The sequence below is a fragment of the Desulfurobacterium atlanticum genome, assembly GCF_900188395.1.
Classification (GTDB): Bacteria; Aquificota; Aquificia; order Desulfurobacteriales; family Desulfurobacteriaceae; genus Desulfurobacterium_A; species Desulfurobacterium_A atlanticum.
On record NZ_FZOB01000001.1, the window covers coordinates 37,217 to 50,184 of the forward strand.

The following is a 12,968-nucleotide window of genomic DNA, read 5'->3' on the forward strand; positions in this document are numbered from 1 at the left end:
ATGGGGTGTAAAATGGCTAAACCTAAAATTGGAATAATGTATCTTACAAGCTGTTCAGGGTGTCAGTGTGAAATTTTAAATTATGAGTCTGCCCTTTTAAAACTTCTTGATATAACCGAGATAAAGTATTTCCCTATAGGAAGCAGTGCCAATACCCTTGATGAAGAGCTTGATGTTCTTTTTGTAGAAGGTTCTGTTTCAACAGAACTGGATGAAAAGATGGTGAAAAAAGGAAGAGAGGCGTCTAAAGTTCTTGTTGCTATCGGTACGTGTGCATCTTTTGGAGGAGTTCAAGCAAATAATAATGATATTCCTGTAGAAGAACTGCTTGAGACTATTTACGGAACGTCTGAAATGCCTTTTGAGATAACAAAGGCAAGACCTCTTGATGAGGTTGTGAGAGTTGACTATAAGCTTCCTGGCTGTCCTGTTGAAGGAAAGCAGTTTGTTCAGGCGGCAGCTTTCCTTTTAAACGGTGTAAAACCGTTTTTCCCAAAAATGGCTGTCTGTTATGAATGTAAGCTTTCAGAAACAGAGTGTAGAACTTTACAGGGATTGTGGTGTCTTGGTCCTATTACTAACGCCGGTTGTGGTGCTCCCTGCACTTCAAAAGGGTTTGGTTGTCAAGGGTGCCGTGGTGACCATGACGATCCCAATTATATGGAGATGGTTGAAGTGCTGACGGAAAGGGGATTGAAAGGTGAAGACCTTGTAAACTTTATGAAAACCTTTCGGGGTAATTATCTTAAAGAGAAATTGAAAGATGCGGGAGTTGAGTTATGAGAAGAGAAGTAAAGGTTGAACATCTTACCCGTGTTGAAGGGCACGGGGCTATAGAGATAGTTTTTGAGGAAGATAAAGTTAAGGATGTTAAAGTCAGAATAACTGAAGGACCGAGGTTTTATGAATATACTGCAAGGGATAGGCTGTGGGGAGAGATTCCAAAAGTCATGTCAAGAATTTGCGGGATATGTTATGTTAGCCACAGGATAGCTTCTGTAAGGGCTATTGAGGATGCGTTTGATGTTTCTGTTCCTGAACCTATAGAGCTTTTAAGAAAACTTCTTATAGTTGGTGAGTTTTTTGAAAGCCATTCCTTACATGTTTATTTTCTGGCTCTTCCAGACTATATGGGATACAACTCAGCTCTTGAGATGGCAAAAGAGTATCCGAATGTTGTAAAACGTGCTTTTAAGATGAAGAATTTAGGCAATAAGATAATGAAAACTATAACTGGAAAGCACTTTCACGGAGAGAATATTGTTCCCGGTGGATTTGCTACTTTTCCTTCTAAAGATGAACTTCTTGAGCTTAAGGAAAATCTTGAGGATATTTTAGTTGATGCGAAGGATACAATAAAACTTTTTGATTCTCTTGAGTATCCTGAATTTAACGCTCCTTTTGAGCTTCAGATGGCAATTTCAAAGGAGCACTTTTCTCTTGTAGGAGATGAGGTTTACGTGTCAAATGGGACTGTGTTTACGAAGAATGAGTTTGAGATGTTTGTTGTTGAGACTTTTAACGGATATTCAATGGCAAAGCAGTCAACCATAGAAGGGAAACCTTTCCTTGTGGGACCTCTTGCAAGAGTTAACCTTCATCTTGATTCGTTAAGACCTGAAACAAAAGAGATTATGAAAGATATGAGGGTGAAATTTCCATCTGCAAATATTCTTCATCAAAACGTTGCAAGAACCATAGAGCTTTTTGAATTGGCTTTAGAGGGGATTGAACTTATAGATAAGATTCTTGAAAATTATCCAGCCTTTTCAGTGGTTGATATTAAGCCTAAAAAGGGCTCTGGTTTTGGTTTAAAAGAAGCTCCACGGGGAACACTTTATCATAAGTACTCTTTTGATGAGAACGGCAGGTGTATATCTGCAAATGTTATAACACCGACTGCCCAGCTTCAGGCGAATATGGAGAGGGATTTAAGAAGTCTTGCTGAAAAGCTTGTTTCTGCTGATGATGAAACAATTAAAAAATATGCAGAGATGGTTATAAGGTCGTATGATCCGTGTATTTCCTGTTCTGTTCACATGTTCAAAGCAGAATTTGACACTTTAAAGATAATTCGCCTTTAAAAATTCACTTTTCTTGAAGCCCTTAAAGGGCTTCTCTCTTTCAAAAATCTCTTTTTAACCTTTTTAAAATGTTAAAATTTTTTAAAAAGCTCTGGAGGATTTATGGATACAGCTATAAAGATTTTTTATTACGTTGCAAGGGTATTTTTCTTCCTTGCTTTCATCTATCTTGTGCTGGTTATTCTTCTTAGAATATATTGGAACTTTAAATCTAAAAGAATGAGAGGAAAACCTTTACCTTTACTTGATGGTGAATTTTCTAGATTAAAGAAAGGTAAAGGGATGGTTTATTTCTTTTCTCCAACATGCAAACCGTGTAAGGAGATGGAACCTATAATTAAAAAACTTTCAAGAGATGCAAAGATTAAAGTTGTAAGGGTTGATGTTAACAAAAAACCCGAACTTGCAAGGAAGTTTGGAGTTCTTGCTACGCCGTGTGAGATCCTTACAAAGGATGGAAAGATTGTGAAGATTTTTCTTGGCCCTGCTACAGAAGGGGATATAAGGAAGGCACTTGAGCTATGAAGGTAACCTTTTGCGGTGCTGCTGGTGTTGTAACGGGAAGTTGCTTTCTTATTGAAGCGGAAAATGTCAGGTTTCTTGTTGATTGTGGTCAGTTTCAGGGTGATGTGAAGCTTGAGGATGAGAACTTTCGTTTTCCCTTTGATCCTTCAACGATAGATTTTGTTCTTTTAACCCACGGACATCTTGACCACTGCGGCAGATTGCCGCTTCTTGTAAATAAAGGTTTTAAAGGCAAAATCTTTGCTACAGACGGGACTATAGATATAGCCCGGCTGATTTTAATGGATGCGGCTCAGGTTCAGGAAGAGACAATAGTTACTGTTAATAGAAAACGGATGAGGGAAGGATTACCACCTGTTAAGCCACTTTTTCTCCTTGATGATGTTTTTGAGGTTTTTCCTCTTTTTGAGTCTGTTGAACAGAACAGGCAGATTGAATATAAAGGGGTAAGATTTTGTTTTCGTGATGCGGGACATATTCTCTGTTCTTCTTTTGTTGAGATTGATATTGAAGGAAAAACGGTTGTTTTCTCGGGGGATTTGGGAAATAGAGGAAAACCAATAGTTCCCGACCCTCAAGAGCCATCCCCGGCAGATGTGGTTTTTATGGAGACAACTTACGGAGATAGGAAACATAGAACTTTGGAGGATTCAGTTAAAGAGCTTAAAGATGCGATCAATGATACTTTTAAAAGGGGAGGTGTTGTTCTCATTCCCTCTTTTGCCCTTGAAAGGGCTCAGGATGTCCTTTATTTTATCAGACAGTTTGTTGAGAAAGGAGAGATTCCCCGATGTAACGTTTTTCTTGACAGTCCCCTTGCAATTTCAATAACCAAAGTTTTTAGAAGACATCGGGAGTGTTTTGATGATGAAGCTTTAAATAAAAGAAATCTTTTTGATTTTCCTGGGTTGAAATTTACTAGAACGGTGGAAGAATCTATGAAAATTAACAATATAAAGTCAAAAGCGATAATAATTGCCGGGAACGGCATGTGCACAGGGGGAAGGATACTTCACCATCTGAGGCATCATCTGTGGGATAGAAATAGCTCAATAGTGTTCATAGGTTATCAGGCAGAAGGAACAACGGGAAGGGAAATAGTTGATGGAAAGAAAAAGGTTAAAATATTTAACGAGCTTATAAAGGTTAATTCAAAGGTATATACGATTAACGGGTTTTCATCTCATGCAGATCAACCGCAGCTTCTTAACTGGCTTTCTCACGGAATTAAAGAGGGGACAGAGGTGGTTCTTATACACGGAGAGAAAAGAGCTATGAGTGTTTTTGCTAAAAAGGTAGAGGAGTTGTTTGATATTTCACCGGTAATGCCGTCTCTTTATGAAACTTTAATTTTTTGAAAGGGTATAAAGATGAAAAACAGGGAGCTTGCGAAGATTTTTGAAAAGTGGGCTGATATTCTGGAATTTAAGGGAGATAATCCTTACCATATAAGAGCTTACCGAAATGCTGCAAGGATTATAAACGACCTTACTGAAGATATAGAAGTTCTTGCGAAAGAAGGGAAACTTACTTCTATTCCAGGAATAGGACAGAGATTGCAGGCTAAAATTCTTGAGTTTCTGAAGACCGGTAAGATTGAGGAGTTTGAAAAAATTAAAAGGGAAGTTCCTGATACTATTTTCACACTTCTTGATATTCCCGGTGTGGGGCCTAAAACGGTAAAACTTCTGTATGAAAATTTGGGGGTCAGAAGTTTAGAAGATCTTAAAAGGGTGATTGAAAACGGAAAAATTTACTCTCTACCAGGTTTTCGCCAGAAAAAGGTTGAGAAGATAAGGAAGGGAATAGAGCTTCTTGAAAAATCAAGGGGAAGAATTTTACTTGGAGTTGCTGTTTTTATAGTTGACAGGATAGTGGAGCAGCTAAAATCCCATTCGGCTGTTGAAAAGATAAGTGTTGCCGGTTCAACAAGACGAATGAAAGAGACTGTTGGGGATATAGATATTCTCGCAACAGGTAAAAATCTTGAAATAATAGAAGCTTTTGTTTCTCTTCCAAATGTTAGGGAGATTCTATGGAAAGGAACAAAAAAGGCAACAGTTATTGTTGAGGAGGGCGAGCAAGTTGATTTAAGGGTAACAGAGCCGGAGTGTTATGGAGCGGCGCTTCAGTATTTTACAGGTTCAAGGGCACATAATATCCATCTACGAACTATTTGTGTTAAAAATGGGTTAAAGCTTAACGAGTATGGGCTTTTTAAGGGAGATGAGAGGATAGCTGGAAAAACGGAGGAGGAGATATATTCGGCTCTTGGGATGGATACGCCACCTCCAGAAATAAGAGAGGATACGGGGGAGATAGAAGCGGCTCTTGAGCATAAGCTTCCTGCTCTTTTGGAGGATAAACATATAAAAGGAGACCTTCACATTCATTCAAACTGGTCAGACGGTGCTTCAACCATTGAAGAGCTGATAGATGAGGCGCTAAAAAGAGGTTATAAATATATAGCGATAACAGACCATTCGAAATCTTTAAAGGTTGCTTCAGGTCTTTCTGAGGAGGATCTTTTAAGAAGAAACTACGAGATAGATAAGTGGAATGAAAAGCTTAACGGGAAACTTGTTCTTCTTAAAGGTACAGAAGTTGATATTCTTCCTGACGGTTCTCTTGATTATGATGATGAGATTTTAAAGCAGCTTGATTTTGTGGTTGCCTCAATTCATTCAAGATTTAATAGGGACAATACAGACAGAATTTTAAAAGCGATGGAAAATCCTTATGTTAATGTTATAGGACATCCTACAGGTAGAATTATCGGAAGCAGGGACCCTTATCCTCTTGATATGGAAAAGGTTATGGAGAAAGCTGTAGAGACAGGAACTGCACTTGAGCTTAACTGTTACTATGATAGGCTTGACCTTAAAGATACCAACTGTCGTCTTGCAAAAAGATACGGAGTAAAAATTTCCCTTGGCACAGATTCACACCATAGGGACCACATGTGGATGATGAAACTTGGCGTGGGGACGGCGAGAAGGGGCTGGCTTGAAAGGAAGGATGTTATCAATACATACACATTGAAAAAATTAAAGGAGTTCGTTTTAAGAAAACGAAAACTGTTTGGAGTTTTGTAGGGGGATGGGATGTATGTTTTAAAAGCAACCGAGATGGCGGAGATAGACAGAGTAACTATTAATGAGATAGGCGTTCCCGGTGCTGTTCTTATGGAGAATGCGGCAAGAGGATTGGCATCTGTTATTTTTGACCGTGTAAAAGGGAAAAATGCTCTTATTGTTTGTGGTGCCGGAAATAACGGTGGAGATGGTTTTGCCGTTGCAAGGAATCTTATTAATCACGGCTATAAAGTAGAAATAGTTCTTCTTACATCTCCTGAGAGGTTGAAAGGTGATGCAAAAATCAACTACGACATTCTCCTTAATATGGGAGTTGATGTTAAAGTTGCTGAGAAAGAAACAGATTTAACTGTTTTGCTTGATAGTCTTAAAAATGCAGATTTTGTTGTTGATGCTATTTTTGGCACAGGTTTAACAAGACCTGTTGAGGGTTTTTATGCTACGGCTATAAAGTTTATTAATGAGAAGAGTAACTTTACTGTTTCTGTTGATATTCCATCTGGACTTTTTGCCGGTGAATCATTCCTGCCTGAAGGTGAATTTATCAAGGCTGATATAACTGTTACATTTGCCTATCCTAAAATTGCTCACGTCTTACCGCCAGCGTGTAAAATGTGCGGGGAGGTTTTTGTTGTTGATATTTCTATTCCTGAGAGTAAAGTTAAAAATCTTTTACCCCATAGAGAGCTTATAACGGTTGAGAAAGTTGCTCCCGCTTTTCCAGGAAGGGATATGGATACTCACAAATACAATTACGGCTATCTTGCTGTTATAGGTGGTTCTTGCGGAAAAACCGGTGCTGTTTCTATGACTGCTATGGCATCTTTAAGAACCGGCGTTGGTCTTGTAACTGCTATTGTTCCGAGGGATCTTAACACTATTTATGAGGTGAAACTTACCGAGCCGATGACAATTCCGATAATTTCTGCTGAAAAAGGACATTTTAATGCCAATTCCCTTGATGAGGTTATTACTGTTTTAAAAGAAAGCAAGTTTTCTACAGTTGCGATAGGCCCGGGACTTGGATGGAATAAAGATACTGAAATTTTCGTTTCGGAACTTTTGAAGACTATTAAAAAGCCTGTTGTCCTTGATGCTGACGGACTTAACAGTATTTCTAAGAATGTTGATATTCTTAAAACTTTAAGGGAAACTCCAATTCTTACTCCTCATACAGGAGAGTTTTCAAGGCTTACAGGAATACCTGTAAAGGAGATAAATAATAGACCTATTGACACTGCAGTTAAGTTTGCTACAGAATATGGTGTTGTTCTTGTTCTAAAGGGGGCAAGAACTATTGTTGCAACTCCCGAAGGGAAAGTTTACATAAATACTTTAGGTAATCCGGGAATGGCAACAGCTGGAACAGGGGATGTTTTAACGGGTATTATAGGAGCTTTAAGGGCTAAAGGATTATCAGCAGAACTTTCTGCTGTTGCCGGAGTGTTTGTTCACTCTCTTTCAGGGGATTTAGCAGCTAAAACTTTGGGAGAAGAGTCTCTTATCGCTACAGATTTAATTAAAACTCTTCCTGAGGCTATACGATTTTTAAAGGAAGCTGCAGAAAAAGAAAAGTCTAAAGATAGCTTTGTTAAATCTTTTCGTGAGATTGTAGGTGCTTAAGAGTAAAAGGGTAAGGAAGCGGATTTTAAACATAGCCGGTTTATTAACCGGCTTTTTTATTCTTGCTTTTTTTGGAACCAAGTTTCTCTCATGGATATCTGGAAAATTCTATTTAAGCAACCCTTCCTTTCATATACTTTTTTCTATTAATCTCCTTTTACTTCTTGTTATCTTTGTTTTTCTTATCAGAAACATTTTTCTGCTTTTTGTTCCCTATCGTTCAACCCGTTTAAGATTTAAACTTGTAACGGCTTTTTCTCTTCTTATCCTTGGACCTGCTCTTTTTTCAGTTTTTATCTCTACAAATTTTATTAATAGGGGGCTTGATAGACTTTTTAAACTTCAAATGAAAAGAAGTATAGAGACTGCAGTATCTGTAGGTTCTGCAACATTTGATCTTCTTTCTGATGACGTTGCTTCATTTTTAAAAACTTTTCCTTCATTTAAAAGAGTTAATTTAAAAAAAAGTGGATTTGAAGGAATCTGCCGTATTACAGGGGAAAAGGTGGAATGTAGAGGGAAGATAGATATAAACCCGGACCTTGTTAAAAATGTTGTTGATGTTTCAGGTATCTATTCTCGCCTTAATAGGAAAAATAGGAGTTTAACTGTCTGTATAAAGAGGGGAGGAAGATATTACTGTGCCTTGAAAAAGCTTCCTGAAAAGTTTATGAAAAACCTTTCTCAGCTTGAACAGTTAAAACTGGATTACTCTTTAATGAAAAGTTATGAGAAGCCTATAAAAGGGGTTTATACAGCTACTTTCTTTGTTATGGGTGTTCTTGTTTTGGTTGGAGCTTTTTGGTTTGCAAGATATTTTGAGAAAATGATAAATGTTCCAGTTGAAGCTCTTTACAGAGCCACAAGAAAAATTTCTACTGGAAATCTTGATGTAAAAATTGAGGTGGAAGGGACGGATGAACTTAGAAATGTTATTTCGGCTTTTAACTATATGGTTGAGCAGTTAAAGGCTTTGAAAAACAGATTGGAGATGGAAAAGAGATACATTGAAAACATTATTAATGCGATTTCTCCTGCTGTGATAACTATTTCAAAAGATGGACAGATTATTTCCTTCAACAGTGCTGCTAAAACGATGTTAGGTGATTTAAAGCGGGGAATTTCACCGATGAAAGCTTTTAAAGATTTTCCTGAATTTAGGGCCTTTTTGTCAAAATTAATAGTTTCTGGTGGTGGAAGGGAGGAAGTTAAAGAAATTATTGATGGTAAAGAGCGGATATTTTCTGTAGAGGTGGTTAAACTTCCTGATGAAGGATTTGTTGTCATTATTGAAGATATTACCAAAATAGTTAGTGCTCAGAAAATGTCTGCATGGAGAGAGGTAGCTCAAAGACTTGCTCATGAAATTAAAAATCCTTTAACTCCCATTTCTCTTTCGGCAGAGAGAATAAAAAGAATTATTGGAAAACAGGATTTTCCACAGGAGAAAAAAGAGATTATAGATAGGGCTGTTTCTCTTATACTTGAAGAGGTGGAATCTATAAGGCGATTAATTGATGAATTTAGAATGTTTGCCAGATTGCCGCTTCCTGATAAAAGACTTGAGGATATAAATAAACTTATAAATGACTTTGTTTCAAGTTATAAAGAGAAGATTTCTGTTGTTATTGATCTGGCTTCTGATATCCCTGCTGTTCCTGTTGATAAAAGGCTTTTGAGGGAAGTGTTGTTAAATCTTATGGAGAATAGTATAGATGCGGGGGCTGATACCGTTTACATCACTACCACTTATAGAGACAACAAAGTTTTTATTGTTTTTAGAGACAATGGTCCGGGTGTTCCTGAAGAGCTTGGTGATACTGTTTTTTCACCTCACATTTCAACAAAGAAAACCGGATGGGGACTTGGGCTTGCGATAGCCAAAAAGATTGTAGAAGATCATGGAGGGAAAATTTTTCTTGCAGATAGAAACACTTTTATTATAGAGCTTCCTGTTTAGATATGTGGTTTTGACAATATTATAAAAACTTTTAAATGGGTAGACTGTCTGTAGCTTTGGAGTATTGTTTTTTTCTCAAATTTCCTATAGATGTTAAAATATTGTAAAAAAATTTGGTAAAATAAATTGAACCATAAAGTGGGAGGAATAATATGAAAATACATGAATATCAGGCAAAAGACATATTCAGAAAGTATGGGTTGCCTGTTCCTGAAGGGAAGGTTGCACATTCAGCACATGAAGCAAAGCAGGCTGCAGAAGAGCTTGGAACTTCTGTGGTTGTAGTTAAAGCACAGGTTCATGCAGGTGGTAGAGGAAAAGCAGGCGGTGTTAAGCTTGCGAAATCTCCAGAAGAGGCGGCTGAAATAGCTGCAAATATGATAGGTAATCGCCTTAAAACTTACCAGAATCCCGAAGGTCTTCCTATTAATGTTGTTCTTATAGAGGCAGGTGTTAATATAGATAAGGAGTATTATGTAGGTATAACTCTTGATAGAGAAGTTTCACGGCCGGTTCTTATGGTTTCGGCGGCTGGCGGAATGGAGATAGAGGAGATAGCTAAAACAAATCCTGAATTGATTATAAAAGAGCATATAGATCCTGTGACAGGACTTATGCCTTATCAGGCAAGGAAAATTACCTTTAAAATCGGCCTTACAGATAAAAAAGTTCTTTCTCAATTTGTAAGATTAGCAATGACCCTTGCAAGAATGTATTTTGAACTTGATGCCTCTCTTATAGAGGTAAATCCACTTGTTTTAACTAAAGAGGGGAATCTTATCTGTCTTGATGCAAAGATAGAGTTTGATGAGAATGCTCTTTTTAGGCATTGTGATATTCTTGAGCTTGAAGATACAACCCAGATTGATCCACTTGAGCTTGAAGCTAAAAAGTGGGATTTGAACTATGTAAAGCTTGATGGAAATATAGGTTGTATGGTGAACGGTGCAGGACTTGCTATGGCTACAATGGATACTATTAAGTTTTACGGAGGAGAGCCAGCCAACTTTCTTGATGTTGGTGGTGGTGCTACTGTTGAAAGAGTTGCTGCGGCTTTCAAGTTGCTTCTTTCAGATCCAAATGTGAAAGCTATTTTTGTGAACATTTTTGGCGGTATAGTCAGGTGTGACAGAATTGCCGGCGGTATAGTTGAAGCAGCAAAACAGGTTAATCTTGATAGGCCACTAATAGTAAGACTTGAAGGAACAAATGTTGAACTTGGAAGAAAAATGCTTGAGGAGAGCGGTCTTAATATAATTCCTGCCAAAGATATGGCAGATGGTGCAGAAAAGGCTGTTAAAGCTGCAAAAGGTGAACTTTAATTAAAGGGAGGATGAGAAATGAGCGTTCTTATAGATAAAAACACAAAAGTAGTTGTTCAGGGTTTAACGGGAAAAGAGGGTTCTTTTCACGCTAAACAGTGCCTTGAATATGGAACTCAAATAGTTGCCGGAGTTACTCCTGGTAAAGGTGGACTTACATGGGAAGATGATGAGAAGAAGTATAAAGTTCCTGTGTTTAATACCGTTGAAGAAGCTGTTAAAGAAACAGGGGCAGATGCTTCTTTAATTTTTGTCCCACCGGCGTTTGCTGCAGATGCAATACTTGAGGCTGCTGATGCCGGAATAAAGCTTATTATCTGCATTACAGAAGGGATTCCTGTTAATGATATGGTTAAAGTTAAAAGAGCTTTAGAGGGAACAGGTGTCAGGTATGTTGGTCCAAACTGTCCCGGTGTTATTACACCTGAAGAGTGTAAAATGGGAATTATGCCAGGGCACATTTTTAAGAAAGGTTATGTTGGTATTGTTTCAAGAAGTGGAACATTAACATATGAAGCAGCTTATCAGCTTACAACACGAGGAATAGGTCAGTCAACGGTTATTGGTATCGGTGGAGACCCTGTTCCTGGGACAACCCATAAAGAAGCTGTGGAGATGTTTAATAATGACCCGGAAACAAAAGCTATAGTTCTTATAGGTGAGATTGGTGGAACTATGGAAGAGGAAGCGGCAGAATACATTAAAAACAATGTGGATAAGCCGGTGATTGCTTATATAGCCGGTGTTACTGCGCCTCCTGGAAGAAGGATGGGACACGCGGGAGCTATTATTTCTGGTGGAAAAGGTGATGCTAAAAGTAAAATGGAAGCCTTAAGAGAAGCTGGTGCTTACGTTTGCGATACTCCGGCCGAAATCGGCGCTATGGTGGAAAAAGCTTTAAAAGAAAGAGACCTTTTGTAAGGAGGAAAGTATGACAAAGCCAAAAGGGATAGTTGAAATTAACGTTGAGTGGTGTAAAGGATGCAATGTTTGTGCTTCTGTATGTCCTACAGATGTTCTTGAACTTGACAGAGTTAGAGCTGTTATGACTGTTAAGCATCCTGAAAAGTGTATAGGATGTAATCAGTGTGAAATGATATGTCCAGATTTCTGTATCTATGTTTTTAAACCTGAAGAGTTTGAAGAAATTACAGGAAGTAAAAGTGCTTAATGGAGGTTAAAAATGGCAAAGCTTGAGTTAAAGTATGGAAACCATGCCTGTGCAGAAGCGGCAATTATCGCAGGTTGTAGATTTTACGCTGGATATCCTATTACTCCTTCTTCTGAAATTGCAGAAAAAATGGCAGAGCTTCTTCCTAAAGTGAGAGGTGCTTTTATTCAGATGGAAGATGAGATTGGTGCTATGGGTTGTGCTATAGGTGGGGCTTTTGCAGGTAAGAAGTCTATGACGGCTACATCCGGTCCCGGATTTTCTTTAAAAGTGGAGAATATCGGTTATGCTGTGATGTCTGAAGCTCCTGTGGTTATCGTGAATGTTCAAAGGGGCGGTCCTTCAACGGGTCTTCCGACTCAGGTTGGACAGCAGGATATACTTCAAACTCAGTGGGGACCTCACGGAGATAAACTTATACCTGCTTTCTGTCCTGCTTCTGTTGAAGAGGTTATGGAAGAGACTATTAGAGCTTTCAACTGGGCAGAAAGGTTAAGAACACCTGTGGTGCTTCTTCTTGATGAAGTTATCGGCCATATGAAAGAGTCTGTTGATATGGAAAAGTTTGAAAATCCTGAAATCTGGAATAGAAAGAAGCCAAAGGTTTCTCCTGAAGAGTATCTTGCTTATAAACCTGAAGAGGATGATGTTCCTGCTCTTGCTGATTTTGGAGATGGTTATAGATACCATGTAACAGGGCTTATGCACGATTACACAGGCTTTCCGACAACAAATCCAGAAATGTGTCAGGAGCTTGTTGAAAGACTTATAAGAAAGGTGAGAAGGAGAGCTAAAGAGCTTGAAAAAAATGAGGAATTTATGCTTGATGATGCTGAATTTGCGATTGTTGCTTTCGGTTCAACTGCAAGATCTGCAAAGCTTGCTGTTAAGCTTGCAAGGGAGAAAGGTATTAAAGTTGGACTTTTCAGACCTGTAACTCTTTTCCCTTCACCTGAAGAAACTCTTTACAGACTTGCTGGGAAAGTAAAGGCTATACTTGTTCCAGAGCTTAATATGGGGCAGTATGTTCTTGAAGTTGAAAGATGCACAAAAGGGCAGTGTCCGATTTTCAGAATGAACAGAGCAAACGGCCAGATGATATATCCGTTTGAAATTCTTGAAAAGATAGAAGAGATAGCAAGTAGAAAAATAGTTATTCCAGTTTCAAAAGCTTAATTTCAGGAGGTA

General features: G+C 38.2%; 11 protein-coding genes. All 11 read left to right on the forward strand.

Annotation, left to right across the window (positions count from 1 at the left end; genetic code table 11):
- Positions 1-12 precede the first annotated feature (12 nt).
- The 11 genes from CHB58_RS00215 (at position 13) to CHB58_RS00265 (ending at position 12,956) form a co-directional block, all read left to right on the forward strand.
- Positions 13-783, forward strand: coding sequence for an NADH-quinone oxidoreductase subunit B family protein (locus tag CHB58_RS00215; protein ID WP_089322082.1), 771 nt, complete (start codon positions 13-15; stop codon positions 781-783).
- Positions 780-2,084 (forward strand): Ni/Fe hydrogenase subunit alpha, encoded by a 1,305-nt coding sequence (locus CHB58_RS00220; RefSeq protein ID WP_089322083.1) that lies wholly within the window; start codon positions 780-782, stop codon positions 2,082-2,084. Before CHB58_RS00215 ends, CHB58_RS00220 begins: the two co-directional genes overlap by 4 nt.
- A gap of 102 nt (positions 2,085-2,186) precedes the next feature.
- Positions 2,187-2,609, forward strand: coding sequence for a thioredoxin family protein (locus CHB58_RS00225; protein WP_089322084.1), 423 nt, complete (start codon positions 2,187-2,189; stop codon positions 2,607-2,609).
- Positions 2,606-3,967 (forward strand): MBL fold metallo-hydrolase, encoded by a 1,362-nt coding sequence (locus tag CHB58_RS00230; RefSeq protein ID WP_089322085.1) that lies wholly within the window; start codon positions 2,606-2,608, stop codon positions 3,965-3,967. The genes CHB58_RS00225 and CHB58_RS00230 overlap by 4 nt, the downstream gene beginning before the upstream one ends.
- Before the next feature lie 12 nt (positions 3,968-3,979).
- Positions 3,980-5,704 (forward strand): DNA polymerase/3'-5' exonuclease PolX, encoded by a 1,725-nt coding sequence (gene polX / locus CHB58_RS00235; RefSeq protein ID WP_089322086.1) that lies wholly within the window; start codon positions 3,980-3,982, stop codon positions 5,702-5,704.
- A gap of 9 nt (positions 5,705-5,713) precedes the next feature.
- Positions 5,714-7,327, forward strand: coding sequence for an NAD(P)H-hydrate dehydratase (locus CHB58_RS00240; RefSeq protein ID WP_089322087.1), 1,614 nt, complete (start codon positions 5,714-5,716; stop codon positions 7,325-7,327).
- On the forward strand, positions 7,320-9,287 hold the full coding sequence (locus tag CHB58_RS00245) for a sensor histidine kinase (protein ID WP_089322088.1): 1,968 nt from the start codon (positions 7,320-7,322) through the stop codon (positions 9,285-9,287). Before CHB58_RS00240 ends, CHB58_RS00245 begins: the two co-directional genes overlap by 8 nt.
- Before the next feature lie 152 nt (positions 9,288-9,439).
- A complete protein-coding gene (gene sucC / locus CHB58_RS00250; RefSeq protein WP_089322089.1) occupies positions 9,440-10,609 on the forward strand; it encodes an ADP-forming succinate--CoA ligase subunit beta in 1,170 nt (389 codons plus the stop codon).
- Positions 10,610-10,627: 18 nt separating this feature from the next.
- Entirely contained in the window at positions 10,628-11,530 is a 903-nt protein-coding gene (sucD, locus tag CHB58_RS00255; RefSeq protein ID WP_089322090.1) for a succinate--CoA ligase subunit alpha, read from the forward strand.
- A gap of 10 nt (positions 11,531-11,540) precedes the next feature.
- Complete coding sequence (locus CHB58_RS00260) at positions 11,541-11,780, forward strand: 4Fe-4S binding protein (RefSeq protein WP_089322091.1); 240 nt, start codon at positions 11,541-11,543, stop codon at positions 11,778-11,780.
- Positions 11,781-11,792: 12 nt separating this feature from the next.
- Positions 11,793-12,956, forward strand: a complete 1,164-nt coding sequence (locus CHB58_RS00265) for a 2-oxoacid:acceptor oxidoreductase subunit alpha (RefSeq protein ID WP_089322092.1) — start codon at positions 11,793-11,795, stop codon at positions 12,954-12,956.
- Positions 12,957-12,968: the final 12 nt, after the last annotated feature.